Origin of the sequence: Roseibium album, assembly GCF_965233825.1 — a bacterium.
GTDB classification, from domain to species: Bacteria; Pseudomonadota; Alphaproteobacteria; order Rhizobiales; family Stappiaceae; genus Roseibium; species Roseibium album.
Genome location: NZ_OZ247583.1, coordinates 336,078 through 357,175 on the forward strand (window position 1 = coordinate 336,078; position 21,098 = coordinate 357,175).

A 21,098-nucleotide genomic window follows, 5' to 3' on the forward strand; every position below is an offset into this window, starting at 1 on the left:
ACAGCCGGCGAGCATAACCCTGTCAATCTTGCTGCGAACCGCCACGGTGCGCCGTGCTCTTGCGCACCACAAGCCAGGGTTGGAGCTTCACGTTGCCCTCCTCCGGATTTCCGCCCTCCATTACATTGAGCAGCAATTGTGCAGCTTGCTCGCCGATCGCCCGGCGCGGCTGGTGAACGGTCGTCAGGGGCGGCACGAAGTGGCCGGCAATATCGATGTCGTCGAATCCAACCACCGACACGTCGTGAGGCACACGCACACCGACCTCGTTCAAGGCGGAAATGAAACCGAAGGCAGTCCGGTCGGCAGCGCAGAAGACCGCGGTTGGTCGCTCGGGCAGATTGAGCCACGTCGAAGCAGCCGTTTCGCCCGATTCCAGGGTGTAGTCGCCTTCGAAAATCCAGGCTCTCTCGGGATCGAGGTCAGCCCTTTTCAAGGTTGCCTTGAAGCCCTCGACCCTGTCTCTCCCCGGTTTGTGTGTCAGCAATCCGGTGACATGTCCGATATTCCGGTGACCGAGTTCGAGCAGATGTGAAACTGCCAGATCAGCTCCGAGAAGATTGTCGACAACGGCGATCGGCACCGCCGGATCGTCACTCCATTCACCGCAAGTCACGATCGGTGGCAATTTCGGGTTGGTCGCACGGATTTCCGAAATCGAGAAATGTCCGTCGAGAATGACGATCCCGTCACAATTGTTCTTGCTGAAATAGTCATTGATCCGCTGACGCGACATGGAAGGTTTTCGTGTATCTGCGATCAAAACCTTCAGGTTCCTGTCGGCGCAGACGGTTTCGATGCCCTGCAGGATGTTCGAAAAATGAGAATTCCCGATATCCGGGACGAGCGCGACGATAGTCCCCGTATCGCGACGGCGTAGATTTCGCGCCGCGTGATTGAGTACGTATCCGGTCTCTTCAACTGCCTTCGCCACCTTGTCGCGGGTCTTGGCCGACACCCGATCCGGCGCGGACAGGGCCCGGCTGACAGTTGCCGTTGAAACATTGGCAGCGCGCGCGACATCCTGAACCGTGGGATTGGTTTTTTTGATTTCCGATTGCTTCATTCCCCGCAGTCTATCCGATTACGAACCGAATTCGCGATCCATTCTTCAAAATCGCACCGGATTTGCGCGATTTGTCGGCTGCAAAGACATGACAGGTCGAAAGAAAATACGATTTTGAACGAGTCGCGCCACCGACGCGGCACAGTACATTGATGCAGTGTCAGTCCGCAAAGCTCAGATATTGTTCCATCTGCCTGAACCCGCGTTGCATATGGGCATCGATTTCTTCCAGCATGAGCGCGAGACTGTTGCCAACGGCAAGCTGAAGATACCGTTCATGGGCATCTTCGATCGGAGCCTTTCGGCCATGTGCCCGCTGGTGTTCAGCCAGATAAAGCTGCATCCGGCCCGCTATGCGGCGCCAGCTTTCCAGTAGAAGCTTGTGACCGCATGTTTCATAGACAAGAGAATGAAAACGGACTTCCGCCTCGCTCGACGCCACGTGATCGTCAAGCGCAAGTGTTTCAAGCAACGCCTTGTGCCGGATTTCGAGTTCGTGGACAAACGCTTCGTCCCGGCGCTCCCAGACTTCACGGAACGCCAGCGTTTCGAGCGACGTCCTCAGTGAATAGATCTCCCGGACATCCTCTGGCGAGAGTTTGAGGACGCGGGTTCCCGTGTAAGGTATGGTTTCGATCAGGCCTTCGGCCGCGATCTGTCCCATGGCTTCCCGCAAGGGGCCCCTGCTCACGCCGAACCGTGCTGCCAGATCCGACTCGGTTATCTGACTTCCCGATTCGATCTCGCCACTGATGATCGCGCGACGCAGATTGGCGGCAATCTGGTTGCTGAAAGTTTCACGCTTGATGGGTTTGACCCGGTTTTGCGACATCAGTTGCGGTTCGTTCATGGTCGTGTGCACTTGTTCGTTATGATCACGCATTCTTGCCGGAAGACGCTTCTTGCCAGTTCTACCGCAAGACCCATTCCTTGTACGCTTTTTCGGCTTCGGCGGTGACCGGCCCCGGTGCTCCGCCTCCGATGAGGCGGCCATCGATGCGAACAACAGGGGTCAATCCGCCGAGCGTCCCAGTAATGAAAGCTTCATCGGCCGAATAGGCTTCTGCCAACGTAAAGTCCTTTTCCTCAACGATATTGCCGACACTTCGCCAACTATCGATCACCGCCTTTTGCGTCAATCCCTTGAAGGAAAAGGACCCGGTCGACGTCCAGAGTTCACGGCCCCGGACAATGAAAAAATTCGTTGAATTGCAACTGGCGACGAACCCTCTCGGATCAAGCATCAGCGCTTCATCCGCGCCGGCATTGATCGCCTGGATGAGAGCCTGAATGAGGTTCAATCGGCTGTGCGAATTCAAACGCAGGTCAAACACATCCGGACCGCTTGTTCTGAAGGTCGACGTAAACAGGGCGAGCCCCTTCGATTTGGTCTCGGGCCGGGGCGCCTTGTATTCGGCGACGATCACGACGGTGGCCTTGCCAATCACGAACCGGGGGTCCTGGTTGGGCGTACTTTTCAGCCCGCGCGAGACCATCAGCCGGATATGGACGCCGTCTTTCATGCCATTGGCATCCAGCGTTTGACGAATGGCGGCTTTGAGATTGTCGCGGCTGCGGCCGATGTCGAGTGCAATCGAATTCGCGCCTTCGAACATGCGGTTCAGATGAGCGTCCAATTGAAGGATACGCCCGTCAATGACGCGTAGCCCTTCCCAGACCCCGTCTCCCAGAACAAAACCACTGTCGAAAACGGAAACAACGGCCTCGCGACGGGGCACAAGCCGGTCGTCGACATAGACCAGAACATTTTCATTCCGCGGATCTGCCAAATAGCTTTGAGCGCTTGCAGAGTTGTTCATCGATTATTTGTCTCCAAAAAGGGCTCTAGAACTGAAAACGCCGATGCTCTGCAAGAAACTGCTGGGTCAGGGGGCGTTTCGGATTTTTCAGGACTTCATCAGGTGTCCCGCTCTCGTAGATCCCGCCTTCGGCCAGATAGAGGATCCGCGTTGCGAAATGATAGGCAAAGCCGATTTCGTGGGTGACGAGGAGCATTGTGCGGCCTTCGTTTGCCAGCTGTTCGATAACCCCGAGAACTTCGCCGACCAGCGCCGGGTCGAGTGCGGAGGTCGGTTCGTCAAACAGCAGAATTTCGGGGTCCATGGCCAGTGCGCGCGCAATGGCGACACGCTGCTTCTGCCCTCCGGATAGACGGGACGGATATGTGTCGGCCTTGTCGGCGAGGCCCACACGCTGCAATTCTGCGACGGCCCGCTCATGCGCTTTTTGGGATTTGACGTTGCGAACGGTTTTCAGGCCCTCGGCGACATTTCCGGCCACGGTCATGTGCGGAAAAAGGTTGAACTGCTGAAACACCATGCCCACGCGTTGCCGGAGGGCACATAATTCACGTTCCGAAAAACGCATGTCTCCTGCACGCGATGGCTGACCCACGAGTTCGCCGTCCAGCTCAAGGCGCCCCTCGCTCGGTGTTTCAAGAACGTTGATGCAGCGAAGCAACGTGCTCTTGCCGGACCCCGAAGCACCCAGAATGGCAATTCGGTCCCCTGGCATGACATCGAGATCGACGTCGGAGAACACGCGCAACGACCCGAATTGTTTGCCAAAACCGGACAATCTGAGAACAGGTGCGCTCACGTTCAGTCACTCCGTGCAAGATGGCGCTCGAGCGCATAGGTCAGGCGCACGATCGGGTAGAGGATAATGAGGAAGATCGCCGCGATGACGGTATAGACCTCGAGCGGATTGTAATTAAGTGAGGCGATCAGCTTGCCTTGCTGCAGCAGTTCCACATAGGCGACGACCGACGCCAGTGTGGTCATCTTGAAGATTTCCACCCCGCGGTTCGTCAGGGCCGGGATGATCCGCCTGATTGCCTGCGGCAGGATCACACGGCGCAACGTCTGAAGACCGCTCATGCCGATCGCCCGCGCGGCTTCCCACTGACCGGGCTCGATGGATTGAATGCCACCGCGATAGATCTCCGCCGAATAGGCGGCCGAGTTCAACGAGATGCCCAGGATGGCCGCCAGAAATGGACCAATCTCGATCGGCGCGATGATCGGCAGGGCATAATAGAACCAGAGGATTTGCACGAGTACCGGCGTGTTTCTGAAGAACTCCACAAACGCCGTCGACAGCCAGCGGACCGGCCGGTTCCTGGATCGCTTGCCCAGCGCGATGATCAGGCCAAGCCCCATGCCCAGCACCAGGCAGACAACGAACAATCGCAGTGTCCCGGCCGCACCGATCGCAAGCGCCCACCAGTTGTCGAATACGTCCTGGAAATTCCATATGTAGTTCATGGCGTGAACTCACCGCTCTTGGCAAAGCGGCGCTCCATGCGGGAAGCAATGAAACTGATGAACGAGATCGACACGAAATAGATCAGCGCGACAACGGTGAAGACCTCCAGCGGCCGGAAAGTCTTCTGGGCAAGTTCGTTGGCCTGAAACAGCAGATCAGCATAGGAAACCGTCGCCACCAGCGTTGTTGTCTTCATCAGCTCGATGGAACGCTCCATCATGGATGGAAACATGCGCTTGACGGCCTGAGGCAGGATCACCCTGCGCATGCACTGATTGTAGGTCATGCCGATTGCGTTGGCGGCTTCCCATTGCCCCCGTTCGATCGAAACGATGCCTGCACGGAAGATCTCAGCGAAGAACGCTCCGCTCTGGATCATGAAAGTCAGTGATGCGGCAAGGAATGGCGTCATTTCGATGGAAAGCACGATCGGCAAACCGAAATAGAACCAGAACAATTGCACGAGTGGCGGGGTTGTGCGGAAAACCTCGATGACAATTCCCGCAGGAACTTTCAGCCACCTTCTGTGAGACAATCTCGCAAAGGCCAGCAGAAGACCGACAACCAGTCCGCCGGAAAGCGCTGTCGCGGTCAGGACAAGCGTGTTGCGGAAGCCGACAAGCAAGAAGCCGCCTTCCGCCAGCACCGGTGAAAAATCCCACTCGTACATGATCTATCCGAGAGCCTCAGAGAAGTTCCTTGATAATCGGCGGCGCGGATTTGGGGTCGAGACCGAAACCGGTCAGGAATTCCTCGTACCAGGTCTGGATTTTTCCAGACTGGTAGTAGTCCGCGAGCTGGGCGTCGACGAATTCAACGAATTCGGTATCGCCCTTGCGCACGGCCGCGCTGGTCGGATTTGACTTGACAGGTGAGGGAACCACGATCTTGCCCCTTCCCAGTTTCTGGCGGGCCGCAATCAGGGGCGGATGAAACAGGCAAACCGCATCAACCCGTCCGGACTGGAAAGCGGCAATCGCCTCCGTGTTGCCCGGGAAGCGCTGGATATCGGCAGCACCGACATTTTCGGTCAGAAACTTGTCCATGCTGGTCGCCTGGGGGACGGCAATCTTGATATCGGCCTTGTTGAGATCTTCCCAGGAAGTCACCGGCACGTCGTCCTTCGCAAGTACGGCGAGAGAGTAATAAAGCAGCGGCGAGTCCGGGAAACTGGCAGCCTTTTTCCGTTCATCCGTCGCGTCCAGTACGAACATGACGTCGATCTTGTTGCTTTGCAGCGCCGCGACCGCGGTTCCCCAGGTGACTTCGACAGGTTCGAATTCGACCCCGAGCGTCTCTGCCATGGCCTTGCCGGCAGATACACCGACCCCGGAAGCCCATTCGCCCGTTGAGGGATCTTTCGAGTACCAGGGCGGCGCTTGGGTCACGCCGACACGCAGTTTCCCGCGTTCCTTTATATCTTCCAGAGATCCTGCGGCCAGGACCGGCGTTCCGCCTGCGATCAATGCAGAAGCCATCGTGGCTCCCGTCAGAGTCAGAACTGTTCGACGGTTCAATTTCATCTCGTGGTTCCCCTTCTCGTCAAGCGGCGCAGTGTTTGAAGCGCTCATGTCGCTTCATAAAAACTCTCTTATTGTAGATTGTCAACAATTTACTATTGCACACCATTACGCTGGCCATCTCACGGCGACAACTGACCGCGCTGCTGCGGCAGGAAGCACTGAATGCCCCCTTTTCGCGGAACAATCCTGTCTGTCTCAATCTCGCGGAACGTCACACCAAAGCCTGGCGCAGGAGTATAGGTCCAGGACGAAACGGTTGCCTGAAATCACATGCCACTGGCGAGAGCAGAACCTGCAGGCGAATTGCCGCTCCAGGAATGCAGCCAGCCACGCCCTGAAACACCTGCGTAACTGAAGTTCACTTCTTAGCGTCAACGCAATCGCGGTGTTGGCAGGTCAGAAAAAACGTCAGGAACGGTCGGTCGACAAGACGTCGAGAACCTCATCCCTGGTCATCTGGAAACGATCGCTCTGGTCCTTGTCGTGATGAACCCCGTCAATCCAGACGTAATCGTCGAATGTTTCTGAGTTCTGGACCCAGAACTCATGATAAAGCTTAGGCGCATGCCCCCACGCGCCGCGATGGGCAATGTCATCGCGCCAGCTCTTGAGGTCTTCCCGGGTTCTGAAGCGGACAATCCCGATCTGATCGCCATCGTCTGCCTTGTAGAATTTCAGTGAAATGAAGCCGGGCATCGCGGCGACCGCATGGGCCATGTCGTCGCTGATGCGCTTGTGAAGATCCCAGTCGATGTCGTCCCGGTACGTCACGCCGAATATGCAGATGATCATCCTGCTCTCCTTCAATCCGCCGGCTGCGAGTTCTGTTGCACTTTCAGTTCGCCGATGAGAACAATAACCTGCAGAGAAATCCAGGACCGTTCGGCAGCGACCGGAAACGATACGCATACGCCCTGCACGGAAGTCCCTTGTTGCCTGCGCGGGAACAGGACGCGCAAGAACCGCGAGCTTCCATCACCGAGCCTGTCAGCAACTGAAATCGATACCCTGCCGTTTCAGAACGACTGCGCGCTCGATGAATTCGACGATCCGGCTGTCCGTCACGGATTTCGATTTGGAAAACCGCACGCACCCCTTGCCGACGCTCAGTCCTTTCAAAAGGGCACCTTCCGGATCAATACGGGCAGCATCGCCCGCATAAAGGCTCACATAGTTCCGCTGCGCGTTGAGATGAAATACAAAGTCGCCGTCGAGTGCATATCCCAGCATCTTGTAATGAATGCTTTCGACGACATCCGGTGCAGCGGCGAGGATGAGCGCGCGAAGCTGCAACAGACTGGTCCGCCGCCAATCGTCTTCGATCTTCTGAAGATATTCGTCCGGTGTTTTTACGTCATACTGCATCGCCGATCTCCTGTCGTGGAGCGTACCTGATTTCCTGCCTGCAGTGACAGTCCTTCACAATTGCAACCCGGTTGCAATTTTTGGTAGCTAGCCCTCAGGTTTTGGCCGCGTTGTATATTCCCCTACGTAGTTTGTGTATGGCGGGGGAGTGCCGGATGGCAGGCACAAGGACTGTTCGAAACAGGATTTCCAGATCGAAGCGCAGGAAAAACAGGACCAGCGCTGCCAGGCCGTCTACCGGAAATCCATACAAGAACCTCATCATCACATCGGTGATTACGATCCTGATCGGTGCTGTTTTCGGCGACCTGATCGTGAAGAAGAACATTCAGACCTACAACGCCCAACATACCGCCTTCATCTCCAGCCCCAAGGATGGTGACGAGGCTTTTGCCGCGGCTAGAGCCGTCTATGACACAAGACTGCGGGAGCGGCGTCGCCAGACCCAGCGGATCATCAAATACATTGCCGACGACAGCGTTTCCGCCTTCAACGATTTCTATGCCGTCTACAACGCTGCGTTGACTGACTGGAACAATCATCACGACGCGATGGCAAGGGAAATACTTGAGACGACCAAGTGCGAGGTCAGGTTTCCGCGCGATGCGAGTGATGCCCGGAAACGGGCGATCGACCCGCATTTCAATCTCTTTGTCAGCCTGGACGGCTTCAGCCCCTACCTGGAAGCACAACCCGGAAAGGCGGAAAAGGCCCGAGAGCGATTTTTGAAGGAGTCCAGGTTCTGCCCGACCTATTTCCTGACCAAGTCATCGGGCCATTCCGTGCACAGCGTCTTTGCGTCCATGCACAAGCGCATCTACAATTACCGTGAACACGATTACACCGAGTGCCGCTTGCGCCACCGACGCAATATCCAGGCCTACTACCAGTCCTGTCTTGGCGCGGAATCACCGTCCCTTCAAACTGAATGCATGCGCCGCTTCGATCAGAAGATCGCGGCCGGCTCCTTTTGCGACAAGGGAGAGTTCAAGATCGGTGACTTCACGATCAAGGACGTTGAATTCAACGAACTCGACTTCTACTGGGGCCTTGGTGACCGGTTCTTCAAGACGTTCCGCAGGGAGTTCATTCTGGACTATTGTCAGGGTCAGATCGGCTTTTGGGGCAACGCACTTGGCTGGAACTGCAATGTTGTTGTGGACGATTACCTCGACAAGAATTGACCCTCCCGGACACGGTTGCCTTTCTTGATCGCGATGGAGACAGCCTCGTGAGCCTGTGCGAATTCGTGGATCACAAGCTGCAGAAATTCGTCTTCGTTGACAAATGCAAGCCGGATCGCGGCAAGTACCCCCTTTTTGCGGTTGGAAAACAGGCGGCCTATATCAGATCTTGAGCGGAACTCTTTCCAATACAGAAAAGATTGAATGACCCGACATCGGCGCCGCACCACCGGAACGGACGAACCGATCCGTATACCCGCCATGCAGATCATCAGCTGGCAACCGGCCCCAAAAGTCATTTAACTGCCGCTTTTGAGGAACCGCCTGAGGCCGGACCCGGAGCTATGCAGAGCAACAAAGTGGGCACGAGGATTTTGCCGGATCACCATGGCATTGCGTTTATGGCGCTTGCCATGCTGCTTATTCCGCTGGTGGACGGCACTGCCAAATACCTGAGCGAGACCTATTCGCCGTTTTTCATAAGCTGGGCGCGCTATGCCGTTGCCAGCTGTCTTGTCTTGCCGCTGGCAATCTGGCTCTACGGATGGCGCATGTTCCCGCGCGAGCACCTGGGTGCTCATTTCATGCGCACGCTATTTCTCGTCGCCGCTATGACGTCCTACTTCCTCGCCATTTCGGAAATCCCGCTGGCACTGGCACTTAGCGCTTATTTCGTCGGACCGATCATCGCCGTTATCCTGTCTGTACTCCTTTTCCGGGAACGCTTGACACTCAGAAAGACCGCAAGCCTCGCCCTTGGAATGGCCGGAGCGCTGATCATCCTGCAACCGGCCGGTGGCATGGAACGCGGCATACTGCTTGCTTTCGCCGCTGGGTTCCTGTTCGCGCTCTACCTGATCGCCACCCGCCGTGCGTCACAGCACAGCGACCCTGTCCGGACGCTCGTCTTTCAATGCATTGTCGGCACGGTGCTGCTCAGTCCACAGGCTGTCGCCACCGCTGCCTTGCCGACCTCCGGCACGCTTCTGTTCTTCCTGGCACTCGGCTTCTTTTCAAGCTTCTGCCACCTGCTGACGATCTTCGCCTTCCGCTGGTCCGATGCTTCGACACTGGCCCCGCTTGTCTATGTCGAACTCGTCGGCACCGCCCTCGTCGGGTACCTCGCATTTGCCGAATTACCGAGCCCGGCAACAATCGCCGGCGCGGCGCTGATCGTGGCAGGAGGACTGGTTCTGGTCGTGAGGCGGTAAAGGACCACCGGGCGAACGGCGGCTTGCATCTCTTGATGCTCGGTTCCCGGCCCGTCCAAATCCGCAGCTTCCGTCAGAAGACATTCTGACAACGTAAAAGCCCTCAAATTGAATGAGGCCCCGGCAACCGTGGCTGGTCACGCTATGCTCTCAGGCAACAGATCAAGAAACCGGTCAAGAGCGGAACACATAAACAGACGACGCCTGTTGCTGGTGGATCAGGCGGGCGGCCGGATTTAAGCGTGCAAACTACATTCAGATCAGCGACAAGCCTCGCGTTTGCAGGGTTGCCCGGCACTTTGGTCAAGGAATGGCCGAAATGAATGGTAAGTTCGGCGGAGCTGGATCACCCTTCGGCGGTATGAAACAATCCGGCAATGGCTGCGACGGTGGCATCTCGGAGTTGGAAGAATACCTGGAGGTGAAAGCCGTAAGCGATTGGGGGTGAAATTGGCCAAAGTTCTATTCGAAAAAGACGGTCGCATCGGGCGGATCACGCTGAACCGGCCAGAGGTCATGAATGCCATCGACGACGACTTGCCACGCGAGTTGGCCGCTACAGTGGCGCGGGCCGATTCAGACCCGAGCGTGCACGTGATGGTTCTGTCTGGTGCGGGCAAGGCGTTTTGCTCAGGCTACGATCTGGCACATTATGCAGAAGGCAACGGCCCCAACAAAGCGGTGCAGAACATGCCCTGGGACCCGATGCAGGATTTCCAGTTCATGTGGTCCAACACGCAAAGCTTCATGTCGCTCTTCCGGGCGATGAAACCCGTAATCTGCAAAGTGCATGGCTTTGCCGTGGCGGGCGGCTCGGATATTGCGCTTTGTGCGGACCTCACCATCATGGGAGACACCGCGCTGATCGGCTATATGCCGACCCGTGTCTGGGGGTGCCCCACGACCGCCATGTGGGTGCATCGTCTGGGACCGGAAAAGGCCAAGCGGATGATGTTTACCGGAGACAGGATCACAGGCGTCGAGGCTGCGGAGATGGGACTGGTGCTGAAATCGGTGCCCGACGATCAACTGGACGACCAGGTCGAGGCGTTGGCCGCACGCGTGGCAACGGTGCCGATCAATCAATTGGCCATGCAGAAGATGGTGATAAATTCAGCCGTGGAAGAGAAAATCAACCAGACACAACGCCTCGCGACCGTCTTCGACGGCATCACACGTCATTCGCCGGAAGGCTTGAACTTCAAGGCCCGAGTTGAAGAAGTTGGCTGGAAACAGGCGGTAAAGGAACGGGACGACGGTACTTTCAACTGGACGACAAACAGTCCATTTGACGAAAACGGTTGATGCGGTTTGGCCGCGTGAACCAGTATCAGAGACAACCGCCGTGACGTGATGGAAACCAAAGGCACGGGAGCAAGGATCTGAAAAATGGTCTGTCTCCATTGCGGTTGCACACGGTATTTGGTGTGACCAACGTCTTCAACCGCACCTGGGTCGCTCGCAAGCCTTGCGACAACGACCCGGTTTTGAAATCTGGCGACGCATCGGCAATTTGACGGACTTAAGTGCGCAAAGCCGCTTCAGGCTCAGTAGGTCCCCTTTTCAGAGTTCAATGCCCCTTCTCCCTTCGGACTATGCATCACCGGTTCAGTCTGCCCGCATTTTGATCTAATCTCGCGGTCATGGAGGAGTCACGGCAATTGAAGGCGCAGCTTGATCTGATGCAGGCAGCGCTGGACCATATCAATCAGGGTTTTACCGTGTTCGACAGCGACCTCAGGCTGGTCGCGTGGAACCGGGGCCTGTCGGACATGCTCGACATGCCGCCGGAAATCATCCGGCGCGGCTCTCATCTGGAAGCCTTCATACGGGTGAACGCAGAACGCGGCGAATACGGGCCTGGCGACATTGAAGGCAAGATTGGCCGGCGGATCGAGCGCGCCAAACTGTTCGAACCACATTATTTCGAGCGAGTCCGGCCCAACGGCCAGATTATCGCCGTGTCAGGCACACCGCTTCCGCAAGGCGGATTTGTCACCATCTATTCCGACGTCACCGAGGAGCGCCGCCGCCAGGAAAAGCTGGAGCGCACGGTGGAAGAACGTACCCGCGCCCTGCAGCAATCCGAAGACTGGCTGCGCCTGGTCACCGACAATATTCCAGCGCTGATTGCCTATGTGTCACCCGGCCCGATTTTCCGCTTTGCCAACAGGCGCTATGCCGACTGGTTCGGTCAGTCGGTTGCCTCCATTGCCGGACGGGCGGCAGCGGATGTGGTCGGCGCCGATCTCTTTGCCGAACTGGAGCCGCATATCGACCATGCCTTCAAGGGCAATGCGGTCAGCTATGAATACGAGCGCAAACGACCCGATGGAACGAAAGCCTACATGCGCTCCACGCTGATCCCTGACATGACGGCCGACGGCCGCACGCTCGGCATATTTGTTCTGTCGCTGGACGCGACGGACCAGAAGCAGGCCGAAGCGACCCTGGTACAGTCCCAACGGATGGACGCCGTCGGCAAACTGACCGGCGGCCTTGCCCACGATTTCAACAATCTGCTGGCGATCCTGATGGGTAATCTGCTGAGTGTCAGCCGGCTCGAACCCCCGCTCGACAAGGCGGAGCTGGACAAAAAGCTGACGCCGATGCTGGAGGCGACAAAACGCGGATCAGACCTGATCCAGCGTCTTCTGGCCTTCAGCCGCGGCAAGGCGATCGACCCGCAAACGGTGCCGCTTGCGCAACTTGTATCCAATGCCGGCAGCCTCCTGGAGGGATCTCTGCCGTCGGCCATTGTTCTGGAGGCCGAGATGCCGGACCGCAGCATCGGCGCGCGGATCGACCCGACACAAATGGAAACCGCCCTGATCAATCTCGCCTTCAACGCGCGCGATGCCATGCCGGAGGGCGGGACATTGAAATTTGTCCTGAGCGAAATCAATCTGGAAAAAAGGGCAGCGGATGACCTTGGTGTTCCTGTTGGCCGGTATGCACAGATCACCGTTGCCGATACCGGTGCCGGCATGGATGAGGAAACCCGGCTCAAGATTTTCGAACCATTTTTCACGACAAAAACCTTTGGCACCGGAAGCGGCCTCGGGCTGTCCATGGTCTACGGATTCATTCATCAGTCCGGAGGAGCCATTACGGTCGACAGCAAGTTGGGCATAGGAACCTGCCTTACGCTCTACCTCCCATACCACCGGATCGCACTGGCTCGGACGCGTGAAGCGGTAACAGCCGGCGAAAGCGACCTGCAACGTGGCAAGGGTGAACTCTTGCTGCTTGTCGAGGACGATCCCGATGTGGCCAACGCCGTGACCGACCAACTGCAAAATCTTGGTTATGCCGTGCTGAGGGCCGAAAGTGCAGAAGACGCCAGAAGTCTCGCGCTCGAATTGCCGGAGCTCAAGGGCGTTCTCAGCGACATCATCATGCCGGGCCAGACAAACGGACTGGCCCTGGCACGGGAAATCCGCCGGCAGCGGCAGGATCTCGGCATTGCACTCATGTCCGGCTATGCCGACTGGTCCGGTCTCTCCGGTCAGGACCGGGAATGTGAATTTCCGGTCTTGGCGAAACCCTTTGCAGATGATCAACTGGCCGACACGCTCCAGAAAATTCTCTCCCGCGCCATTTGAACGACACGTGAGGATTGCCTTGCAGACACGCCCCGCACAGCCAGCGAAACTGACCGTCTTTATCGTTGATGACGAGCCTGAAATCGGTCAGTTGTTGCAGGATGCCATGTCGCAGTTCGACATGACCGGCGAAGTATTTTCGACTGCGGCTTCCATGCTGGCCGCGCTTGGAAGTCGAACACCCGACGCATGCATCGTCGACCTCGGCCTTCCGGACATGGAGGGCATGGCCCTGATCAATGAAATCCGCAGGAAGTCCTCCGTTCCGATCATCGTTTTGTCGGCACGCGGTCATTCAACGGACCGGGTCATGGGGCTTGAGCTGGGTGCGGATGACTATGTGGTCAAACCTTTCGATCCGCGTGAAGTTGTTGCCCGGATACGCTCGATCCTGCGCCGTTCGCTAGATCAGGTTCCCTCGCAGAACATGATCGAAACAGCCCGGTTCGAAGGTTGGATCTACCGGCCTGCATCCCACAGTCTTGCCTCCCCAGAAGGGGAGGAGACCTTTCTGTCCACGGGCGAAGCGACGTTGCTTGAAGCGCTCCTCAGAGCTCCGAAGCGGGTGCTGACGCGGGATTATCTACTGGAACACGGTGGCCGCGACGAAAGCCTGGACCGCTCAATTGACGTCCGGATTTCGCGCATCCGCAAGAAGCTCAACCGCAAGGACGGGCCCGCCCATATCCGCACGATCTACGGGTCAGGCTATATGCTGACCTGCGACGTGAAATGGAGTTGAGACTTCGACCCGGTGCACTTTCCAGTTTCTGAACTTGCCCCGGACTTCATCATCCGGAACAACGTCAGATCTTGGGACCCGAACAGGCTGGCACGATCGCACATCCGATCTTGTTCAACGGTTGGTCCAATCAACCGTTTCGGAACTTCTGGTCGAACTCTTCACCGGTCATCTTCCTCGTCTCATCTGCAAACGTGTAGCAATCGGGTTTTTGGTCGATGAAGAATTCGGCCTTGAACGGCAACCCCGACGGGTCGTCAAACAGACCGATCGGAATGCCGTGAAGGTCGCTGTCGATCGGGTGAAAGAAGATACTTGAGCCACAGACCGAGCAAAACCCGCGTTCAAATCCTTCCGATGATGCATAACGCTGAACCGGCCCCTCGAATTTGGAGTTCGTGCATGGCACGGCCATGAACGGCCCGCCTACCCATTTCCGGCACATCGAGCAATGGCAGGCCTGCAGGCGCGGCAATGCTTCGGCGGTGAACGTTACCTGTCCGCACAGACAGTTTCCGGTCCGGTTCATCTTCATCCCCCTGTCAGTTCACCCGTTTGTCGAATGAGTCACAAGTGATCAGCGTATTGCGAGTGGATGCCGGAATCAAAAAAGGCGAGAGGATCACTCCTCCCGCCTTCAGTCTACGCAATCTGTTCCGCTTTAGAAGCTCAGCGAAATATCCCTGTGATCGGACAGGCACGCAGCAACGTCGAGCGCCATGTCGTTCGGCAGCCTGCTTTGCTGCCGGAGACCGACATTGTTGACGATCGCAGCGTCATACTCTTCAAGAACCGGCAGCAGTTGATCCGCAGCCTTCTGGCGCCAGGCGAGATCGGTCTGCAGCGCTGCGATCGAATTGTCGATTTCGACAATCGCTTCTTCCGCATTCGGTTGACGGCTGCGCATGATCTTCCGTGCCTCCGTCAGGCCCTTGCGGATATCGCTCGTCCCTTCAGCTTCGCCGACCGTTGACCGCATTGCGGCAATTGCCTCGACGGCTGCTTCCGGTTCGAGCTGTGCAACCTGTTCTTTCAGCGCTTCAAGTTGAGGTCCGAATTCTGCAACCTTCGGGGCATCAGCCAGGATTGCCTTCAGTTCCAGAACCGGTTCATAGGCCTGGTCCGTAGTCCTTCGGTAGGTCTGGCGCGCAGTGGTTTCCGTCTTCTGTATCTTTGCGAACGCGCCGTAGACCTCATCCCAGTTTTCGGGAATGTTGGCCAGGATCGCATCGTGTTCCACTTTCAGACCTTCGATACGGGCCTGCGCACGTGCGCCTTGTTCCGCAGTATAGACGGCCCCCTCGCCGGAGCGGTCCACGATCACCTGAAGTTCCTCGATCCGCTGATCGATCCGGCGGGCATCCCGTTCCAGTGCACGCACGTCCACGTGAACCGGCTTGAAGTCCCCTGCAGCTGCCGCGACCTGAATTTCAGCCTCGCGGATCGCTTGCATCATCGGAAGCGCTTCGCGTGCCTTTTCAAATCCTTCGGCAAGATCGTCCTGCAGGTCCTCGGGAAGATAGCTGATATCGATGCCTGCGGCCTTGTCGATAGCTGCCAGAATGCTGCTGCCGTTTTGCTGGAAGTCTTCGTAGACGAGCGTTTCCATGCAATATTGCAGTCGCGGGTTCTTCGGTGGCGGCGCGGTTTCGGACAGAAGCGTCGACCGGTTTGGCAGATAGTTCACCAGCTGCGGATAGAAACCGACGATGCCGAGCGCCACCAACTGCAGGGCGATGAAGGCAATAACCCCCTTGTACATGTCAATGGTCTTGACCACCGCCGGCGCAACACCGCGAAGATAAAACAACGCAAAGCCGAATGGAGGCGTCAGGAATGACGTCTGTATGTTGAGGCCGATCATTACGCCGAGCCAGACGGCAGTCACGTTTGCGGACGGGTCGGACAGCAGGATCGGCGCCACGATCGGTACTACGACCACGGCAATCTCGATGAAGTCGAGAAAGAAGCCGAGGATGAAGATCACCAGCATGACGATCAGGAACTGCGCCCAGAAGCCACCCGGCAAACCTTGCAGGAAGTCCTTGACCAGTTCCTCGCCACCGAAGGCGCGGAACGCCGATGTCAGCATTGCTGCGCCGAGAAGAATGATGAAAACAAGCGACGTCGTCTTGGCTGTCTCGATCATCACCCCACGCAGGGTGTCTTCCAGCTTCAACGTCCGCCAGCCGGACCAGAAAATCGCGATGAGAAGCAGAGAAACCGCAATGAGTGCAAGAACAAGACCCAGAACATCCTGGCTTGTTTCGATCAGCTTGATATTCACCGCGCCGATGAAACTGATGACCATGGCGAGGCCGAGCAGAGCAACGATCGACAGGATCGCGGGTGAATAGGCGCCGCGTTCTCCTTCGCGCAGACGGTAACCGGCCATGATCATGGCACCAACTGCCCCGATCGCACCGGCCTGGTTGACCGTCGCGATACCGGCAATGATCGACCCCAGGACGAGGAAGATCAGCGCCAGCGGCGGGACGAGGGTGATGACCACCTTGACCGCGAACTTGCGGGTAAAGGTACCCTCTTGATGCACCGCTGGGGCGGCTTTCGGGTTCATCAGCGCAAAGCCGAGAATGAACAGCATGTAGAGGCCGACCAGGACAAGACCCGGAAGGAATGCACCGAGAAACATTTCGCCGGCACTTGTCGACACGACGGAAAAGTCCGACGGCATGGAAAGTTCGCCGGTGCTGGCCTTGTAGAGCGTCGTCCGAAGTGAACCAGCCTGATCAACTGCACTGGCCAGCTGGTCGGCAAGAATGATGAGGACGATGGAAGGCGGAATGATCTGTCCCAGCGTTCCCGATGCCGCGATGGTTCCGGTTGCCAGGGGAACAGAATAGTTGTTGCGCAACATGGCCGGCAGGGAGATAAGCCCCATCGCCACGACGGTGGCGCCCACAATACCGGTCGTTGCGGCGAGCAGCGCTCCGACGAACACCACGGAAATGCCGAGACCGCCTGGTACCGGACCGAACAGTCTGGCCATCGTGACCAGGAGATCCTCAGCGATCTTGGAACGCTGCAACATGATCCCCATGAAGACGAACAGCGGAATGGCAATCAGCGTGTCACGTTCGGCCTCCCAGTAAATTCCCCGGAAATTGGTGACGCCTGCGCTGAGCCATTGCCCCGGCCCACCGTGGGCAAAGAAGGCGTCCATGTCTCCGGAAAATAGATATCCTGAACCGGCCGCGATGCCGATGGTCAGGATGGCTGACCCCGGCAGCGCAAAGGCGACCGGAAATCCTGACCCGAGCGCGAACGCCATCAGGAGAACAAGTAGAAGAAGGAAAAAGAGTTCCATTTCAGAAGATCTCGCCGGGCGTTAATTGACTGGATGGTTTTCGTGGTCCCGGCCGCCGGGTTCACCGCGAATATCTGCAATCGCGTCCAGGAAATAGGCCACGAACTGGATCATCATGGTAACCGCGAACACACCCAGGAAACCGGCCATGAGGTATTTCACGTATAGGCCGAAACCGGCCTGCGTCACTTCATACGACAGGATCGGGCTGTTGATGATGTTCTGCTTGCCCCCCATGCCGATAATCAGAATAACGGCACAAAGGCTCATGCCGAGGATCATGGAACCGACCGCGTTCACGTAACCCTTCGTTTTGGTGGCCATGCCTGCGTAGAAGACATCGACACGCACGTGCCCTTCTTCGCGCAACGTGTAGGCACTGGCGAACAGGAACAGCGCCGCGTACCAGAAGCGCACGAGGTCGGCCAGGAACGCCTGTTCGTAGGAAAAGACGAAGCGCCCGATCACAATCAGCAGTTCGGCAACGACAACCAGAAGGGCCAGCCATGGAAAGCCCAACACACCCCGGGTGACTGCTGCAAGGACCACCGAAAGACCGATCAGCGGCATGTGCACTTAGGCGCCGCGGAACCTGGACCTGCCGAGATCGTCTGCGAGTTCCTGGCCGACAAGGCTGGGCAGCAATTCCTCAATACGCATGAAGGAGATTGCACTGTCCACAAGGCCGACGATCAGGACCGAAAAGAAGGCTGCCCGAATGAGAAAGGTATTCAGATTGTTGATGCGCTCGCTGTCTTGGCGCAGCGTGTTTTGATTTCGCATCACATAGGCAATCGCCCACAACACGAAAGCGGCGTAAATCGCCAGCTGGAGCCAGGACCAGAGTATCGGCAGGGATCCGTTTGCCGGCCCACCGAAAATCGGATTGATACCTGGCAGGTTCTGCCAATATGTCAGGTAGTTGTTAAGCAGAAACGCTGCCATGACCGCCAGAATGATCCAGCCAAAGAGGCGGAAGATGCGGGCACCGTCGGGATTGATCGTATCACCGGGTTTCATGGCAGGCGAGCCGTCTTGAACCGTGTCCAAGGCCGTCATCGTGGCTATGCCTTTTTAGTCTTGTAAATGAAAGAGGGACAGGATTGCTCCCGTCCCTTTGTCACCAAGCTCCGCTTAGGAAGGAATTCCCAGAACGCGGTTACGCTTGTTGGAATATGCGACATCCGATATCGCCATCCAGCTGCCGATCTCCTGGCGAGCATTGACGAAGCTTTCGAAGATCTTCTTGGCAAGCGGGGAATGATCCATCGCTTCTTCCAGAACTTCTGCAGCCGCTTCACCAAAGGCGTCGTAGATCTCGTCGTTGAACTCACGAAGCTCAACACCATGCTCGTTGATCAGACGGTTGAGATAGACACCGTTGTTGGCGTTTGTTTCCGCCATTGTGTTGGCGTTTTCTTCCGCACAAGCCGCAGTGATGATCGCCTGATCGACCTTGTCGAGGCTGTCCCACCAGGTCTTGTTGGTGCCAAGCGCGAGCATTGCGCCCGGCTCATGCATACCCGGGAAGTAGTAGTACTTGGCTGCTTCATAGAACTTCATGAAGTAGTCGTTGAACGGTCCGACCCACTCGGTTGCATCGATAGCGCCGGAGACAAGGTTCTCATAGATCTGGCCGCCCGGCAGGGATACCGGAGACGCACCGAGTTTCGCCATGACGTCACCGCCCTGACCCGGAATACGCATCTTCAGACCCTTGAGGTCGTCGGCAGTTTCGATTTCCTTGTTGAACCAGCCGCCCATCTGAACGCCGGTGTTACCCATGGCCATGTTCTTCAGGCCGAATTCACCTGCCAGCTCGTCCCAGAGTTCCTGGCCGCCGCCATACTTGATCCAGGCGTCCATTTCAGTAACGGTCAGACCGAACGGAACAGCGGTAAAGGCGGCCCAACCCGGGTGCTTGCCTTTCCAGTAGTAGTCGGCTGCAATGTATGCCTGTGCATTGCCGGAAGCGACTTCGTCGAAGGAGTCGAATGCGCCGACGCGCTCGCCGGCAGCAAAATACTGAACGTTGATGCGGCCTTCTGTCAGCTCGGCAATACGGGCTGCGAGGCGCTGTGCAGGAATACCCAGACCCGGGAAGTCACGCGGCCATGTGGACACGATGACCATGTCCTTGGTGCCCTGTGCGATTGCCGGTGCAGCAAGTGCGGAGCCAGCTGCAATCCCGCCAGCACCAATACCAGCCTTTTTGATAAACGAACGACGATCCATTAGTTTCCTCCCAATCGGACCAATAATCGGACCGGAATACACACTTGCACCGATCTCGCCGTATGTCTAGTTGACGGAAAGGCGGGAATGCTATTCGTGGTTCTGCGCATATTCTCAGTAGTACTACCGAGATTTCCGCAATAGTTCGTCGGCTTCCGGACACATGCACGTCAAGAGGGCAGTTTTCGTGACCTTTAAAACCAAATTGCTATTCATTACCATCCTGCCTCTGGTCGCTGTGTCCTTCCTGATAGGCGGGGCGACCTATTACCAGTCCCGCAAGCTCATCAATGCCGAAACACAGTCCGTGGAGCAGCGTATCCTTGCAGCCAAGCGGCAGGAAATCAGAAACTATGTCAGTCTGGCACTGACTTCTATTGAGCAGATCTACGCGGAAGAGCCCGGTGGACGCGAAGCGGCACAGGAAGAAGTCAGGGAAATACTTGAGAACCTGACATTCGACTACGACGGCTATTTCTTCGTCTATACGCTCGACGGCACCAACGTCGTGCATCCCAAACTCCCTCACCTGGTCGGCGGCAACTGGTGGGACCTTCAGGACGACAACGGCGATTACGTGATCCGGAACCTGATTACCGCGGCGAAAAGCGGTGGTGGCTTTCATCAATACGTCTGGCACAAGCCCTCGACAGGATCCATTGAGGAAAAACTGGGCTACGCCATCCTGTTGAACAAGTGGGACTGGATGCTCGGCACCGGGCTTTACACGGACGACATTGCGCGAGAGGTTGCCGCGATCCGGTCGGATTTTGCGCACAGCATCCGGCAGACCCTGCTCGTGACCTTCCTGATCACCCTCGTCGGCATCATTATTGCCGGTGGCCTGATTGCCGGTGTGCGCTTTTCCGAACAACGCTTCGCCGACAGCAAGCTGAAGGAACTTACCAACCGGATTTTCCAGGTCCAGGAACAGGAACGCAAACGGGTTTCCACCGAGCTTCACGACAGTATTTCGCAGCTTCTGGTCTCTGTTCGCTACGGTGTCGAGATGATCCACAGCGAGGCGACACGCGATCCCGATCTTCAGGTCCAGGCTGCAAAATGCCTGAAGACGCTGGACGGTACCATTGCCGAAGTGCGCAGGATCTCCAGGGACCTGAGACCCAGCGTGCTGGATGACATGGGGCTTGCCGCGGCGCTCGGCAGCCTGGGCAAGGAGATTCAGAGCCAGTCCGGCATAACGGTGAATGTGGATGCGGAGCAGTGTCACAGCCGGCTGTCCGACGGTGCCAAGACGGCGCTTTACCGGGTGGTGCAGGAATGCATGACCAATGTCGCCCGGCATTCCCAGGCAAACAAGGTCAATATCAATCTGAAAGTCGGCATGCAAAGCCTCACGCTGAGCGTGGAGGACAATGGCGTTGGCCTGCCCCGTCCCTTGCCCAAGGCAGGAGGACTGGGTTTCCGGAACATGCGCGAACGGATCGAGACTTACGGCGGCAAGCTTATCCTCAGCCGGCGGTCTTCCGGCGGCACAAGGATCAAGGTCCAGATGCCGCTCGACAACGCAGCAGCGGAGGCGGCGTAGCG

At 57.2% G+C, this 21,098-nt stretch carries 22 protein-coding genes; 8 read left to right on the plus strand and 14 right to left on the minus strand.

What is annotated here, in order from left to right; translation table 11 throughout:
• Positions 1-22 precede the first annotated feature (22 nt).
• The 9 genes from ACO6TI_RS01540 to ACO6TI_RS01580 form a co-directional block, all read right to left on the minus strand.
• Positions 23-1,066: a LacI family DNA-binding transcriptional regulator gene (locus tag ACO6TI_RS01540; protein WP_108875839.1), complete on the minus strand. Its 1,044-nt coding sequence runs from the start codon at positions 1,064-1,066 to the stop codon at positions 23-25.
• 160 nt (positions 1,067-1,226) lie between these two features.
• The gene (locus ACO6TI_RS01545) at positions 1,227-1,916 is read right to left on the minus strand and encodes a GntR family transcriptional regulator (protein ID WP_422384205.1); all 690 of its coding nucleotides are present in this window, start codon (positions 1,914-1,916) and stop codon (positions 1,227-1,229) included.
• 61 nt (positions 1,917-1,977) lie between these two features.
• Positions 1,978-2,886, minus strand: a complete 909-nt coding sequence (locus tag ACO6TI_RS01550) for an aminotransferase class IV (protein WP_281929126.1) — start codon at positions 2,884-2,886, stop codon at positions 1,978-1,980.
• A 25-nt stretch (positions 2,887-2,911) separates the two neighbouring features.
• Positions 2,912-3,685: an amino acid ABC transporter ATP-binding protein gene (locus ACO6TI_RS01555; RefSeq protein ID WP_422384206.1), complete on the minus strand. Its 774-nt coding sequence runs from the start codon at positions 3,683-3,685 to the stop codon at positions 2,912-2,914.
• Positions 3,686-3,687: 2 nt separating this feature from the next.
• Complete coding sequence (locus ACO6TI_RS01560) at positions 3,688-4,353, minus strand: amino acid ABC transporter permease (protein WP_055114034.1); 666 nt, start codon at positions 4,351-4,353, stop codon at positions 3,688-3,690.
• Positions 4,350-5,024, minus strand: coding sequence for an amino acid ABC transporter permease (locus ACO6TI_RS01565; RefSeq protein WP_055114036.1), 675 nt, complete (start codon positions 5,022-5,024; stop codon positions 4,350-4,352). Before ACO6TI_RS01565 ends, ACO6TI_RS01560 begins: the two co-directional genes overlap by 4 nt.
• 16 nt (positions 5,025-5,040) lie before the next feature.
• Positions 5,041-5,832, minus strand: coding sequence for a transporter substrate-binding domain-containing protein (locus ACO6TI_RS01570; protein ID WP_422384207.1), 792 nt, complete (start codon positions 5,830-5,832; stop codon positions 5,041-5,043).
• Positions 5,833-6,285: 453 nt separating this feature from the next.
• On the minus strand, positions 6,286-6,669 hold the full coding sequence (locus ACO6TI_RS01575; protein WP_144435910.1) for an antibiotic biosynthesis monooxygenase family protein: 384 nt from the start codon (positions 6,667-6,669) through the stop codon (positions 6,286-6,288).
• Positions 6,670-6,864: 195 nt separating this feature from the next.
• Positions 6,865-7,242 (minus strand): iron chaperone, encoded by a 378-nt coding sequence (locus ACO6TI_RS01580; RefSeq protein WP_055114040.1) that lies wholly within the window; start codon positions 7,240-7,242, stop codon positions 6,865-6,867.
• A gap of 155 nt (positions 7,243-7,397) precedes the next feature.
• On the opposite strand from ACO6TI_RS01580, the gene ACO6TI_RS01585 reads away from it, so the two are divergent.
• The 7 genes from ACO6TI_RS01585 to ACO6TI_RS01615 all read left to right on the plus strand — a co-directional run bounded on the left by ACO6TI_RS01585 (position 7,398) and on the right by ACO6TI_RS01615 (position 13,984).
• Complete coding sequence (locus ACO6TI_RS01585; RefSeq protein WP_422384208.1) at positions 7,398-8,426, plus strand: hypothetical protein; 1,029 nt, start codon at positions 7,398-7,400, stop codon at positions 8,424-8,426.
• Positions 8,423-8,599: a hypothetical protein gene (locus ACO6TI_RS01590; RefSeq protein ID WP_422384209.1), complete on the plus strand. Its 177-nt coding sequence runs from the start codon at positions 8,423-8,425 to the stop codon at positions 8,597-8,599. Before ACO6TI_RS01585 ends, ACO6TI_RS01590 begins: the two co-directional genes overlap by 4 nt.
• A gap of 171 nt (positions 8,600-8,770) precedes the next feature.
• Positions 8,771-9,637 (plus strand): DMT family transporter, encoded by an 867-nt coding sequence (locus tag ACO6TI_RS01595; RefSeq protein ID WP_422384210.1) that lies wholly within the window; start codon positions 8,771-8,773, stop codon positions 9,635-9,637.
• Between the two features lie 259 nt (positions 9,638-9,896).
• Complete coding sequence (locus ACO6TI_RS01600) at positions 9,897-10,085, plus strand: aldehyde dehydrogenase family protein (RefSeq protein WP_281929380.1); 189 nt, start codon at positions 9,897-9,899, stop codon at positions 10,083-10,085.
• A complete protein-coding gene (locus ACO6TI_RS01605) occupies positions 10,082-10,942 on the plus strand; it encodes a crotonase/enoyl-CoA hydratase family protein (RefSeq protein ID WP_209004703.1) in 861 nt (286 codons plus the stop codon). Before ACO6TI_RS01600 ends, ACO6TI_RS01605 begins: the two co-directional genes overlap by 4 nt.
• A gap of 356 nt (positions 10,943-11,298) precedes the next feature.
• A complete protein-coding gene (locus ACO6TI_RS01610; RefSeq protein ID WP_422384211.1) occupies positions 11,299-13,242 on the plus strand; it encodes a PAS-domain containing protein in 1,944 nt (647 codons plus the stop codon).
• A 19-nt stretch (positions 13,243-13,261) separates the two neighbouring features.
• On the plus strand, positions 13,262-13,984 hold the full coding sequence (locus ACO6TI_RS01615; RefSeq protein ID WP_055114349.1) for a response regulator transcription factor: 723 nt from the start codon (positions 13,262-13,264) through the stop codon (positions 13,982-13,984).
• A gap of 130 nt (positions 13,985-14,114) precedes the next feature.
• Here the strand turns inward: ACO6TI_RS01615 and ACO6TI_RS01620 are convergent, their stop codons facing one another.
• From ACO6TI_RS01620 to ACO6TI_RS01640, 5 genes are all read right to left on the minus strand, one after another.
• Positions 14,115-14,513, minus strand: a complete 399-nt coding sequence (locus ACO6TI_RS01620) for a GFA family protein (RefSeq protein ID WP_196916699.1) — start codon at positions 14,511-14,513, stop codon at positions 14,115-14,117.
• A gap of 132 nt (positions 14,514-14,645) precedes the next feature.
• Positions 14,646-17,312: a TRAP transporter large permease gene (locus ACO6TI_RS01625; protein ID WP_350185876.1), complete on the minus strand. Its 2,667-nt coding sequence runs from the start codon at positions 17,310-17,312 to the stop codon at positions 14,646-14,648.
• Between the two features lie 21 nt (positions 17,313-17,333).
• Positions 17,334-17,882 (minus strand): TRAP transporter small permease subunit, encoded by a 549-nt coding sequence (locus tag ACO6TI_RS01630; RefSeq protein ID WP_422384212.1) that lies wholly within the window; start codon positions 17,880-17,882, stop codon positions 17,334-17,336.
• Between the two features lie 6 nt (positions 17,883-17,888).
• On the minus strand, positions 17,889-18,371 hold the full coding sequence (locus ACO6TI_RS01635; RefSeq protein ID WP_422384213.1) for a hypothetical protein: 483 nt from the start codon (positions 18,369-18,371) through the stop codon (positions 17,889-17,891).
• A 75-nt stretch (positions 18,372-18,446) separates the two neighbouring features.
• The gene (locus ACO6TI_RS01640; protein WP_108875831.1) at positions 18,447-19,547 is read right to left on the minus strand and encodes a TRAP transporter substrate-binding protein; all 1,101 of its coding nucleotides are present in this window, start codon (positions 19,545-19,547) and stop codon (positions 18,447-18,449) included.
• 187 nt (positions 19,548-19,734) lie between these two features.
• Between ACO6TI_RS01640 and ACO6TI_RS01645 the strand changes: the two genes are divergently transcribed.
• The gene (locus tag ACO6TI_RS01645; RefSeq protein ID WP_196999954.1) at positions 19,735-21,096 is read left to right on the plus strand and encodes a cache domain-containing protein; all 1,362 of its coding nucleotides are present in this window, start codon (positions 19,735-19,737) and stop codon (positions 21,094-21,096) included.
• Positions 21,097-21,098: the final 2 nt, after the last annotated feature.

Coding starts and splice junctions, on each gene's coding strand:
- ACO6TI_RS01570 (WP_422384207.1), bottom strand. CDS start 5,832: ATGGCTTCTGCATTGATCGCAGGCGGAACGCCGGTCCTGGCCGCAGGA.
- ACO6TI_RS01545 (WP_422384205.1), bottom strand. CDS start 1,916: ATGAACGAACCGCAACTGATGTCGCAAAACCGGGTCAAACCCATCAAG.
- ACO6TI_RS01630 (WP_422384212.1), bottom strand. CDS start 17,882: ATGCCGCTGATCGGTCTTTCGGTGGTCCTTGCAGCAGTCACCCGGGGT.
- ACO6TI_RS01550 (WP_281929126.1), bottom strand. CDS start 2,886: ATGAACAACTCTGCAAGCGCTCAAAGCTATTTGGCAGATCCGCGGAAT.
- ACO6TI_RS01595 (WP_422384210.1), top strand. CDS start 8,771: ATGCAGAGCAACAAAGTGGGCACGAGGATTTTGCCGGATCACCATGGC.
- ACO6TI_RS01580 (WP_055114040.1), bottom strand. CDS start 7,242: ATGCAGTATGACGTAAAAACACCGGACGAATATCTTCAGAAGATCGAA.
- ACO6TI_RS01565 (WP_055114036.1), bottom strand. CDS start 5,024: ATGTACGAGTGGGATTTTTCACCGGTGCTGGCGGAAGGCGGCTTCTTG.
- ACO6TI_RS01625 (WP_350185876.1), bottom strand. CDS start 17,312: ATGGAACTCTTTTTCCTTCTTCTACTTGTTCTCCTGATGGCGTTCGCG.
- ACO6TI_RS01635 (WP_422384213.1), bottom strand. CDS start 18,371: ATGACGGCCTTGGACACGGTTCAAGACGGCTCGCCTGCCATGAAACCC.
- ACO6TI_RS01575 (WP_144435910.1), bottom strand. CDS start 6,669: ATGATCATCTGCATATTCGGCGTGACGTACCGGGACGACATCGACTGG.
- ACO6TI_RS01640 (WP_108875831.1), bottom strand. CDS start 19,547: ATGGATCGTCGTTCGTTTATCAAAAAGGCTGGTATTGGTGCTGGCGGG.
- ACO6TI_RS01560 (WP_055114034.1), bottom strand. CDS start 4,353: ATGAACTACATATGGAATTTCCAGGACGTATTCGACAACTGGTGGGCG.
- ACO6TI_RS01540 (WP_108875839.1), bottom strand. CDS start 1,066: ATGAAGCAATCGGAAATCAAAAAAACCAATCCCACGGTTCAGGATGTC.
- ACO6TI_RS01620 (WP_196916699.1), bottom strand. CDS start 14,513: ATGAACCGGACCGGAAACTGTCTGTGCGGACAGGTAACGTTCACCGCC.
- ACO6TI_RS01585 (WP_422384208.1), top strand. CDS start 7,398: ATGGCAGGCACAAGGACTGTTCGAAACAGGATTTCCAGATCGAAGCGC.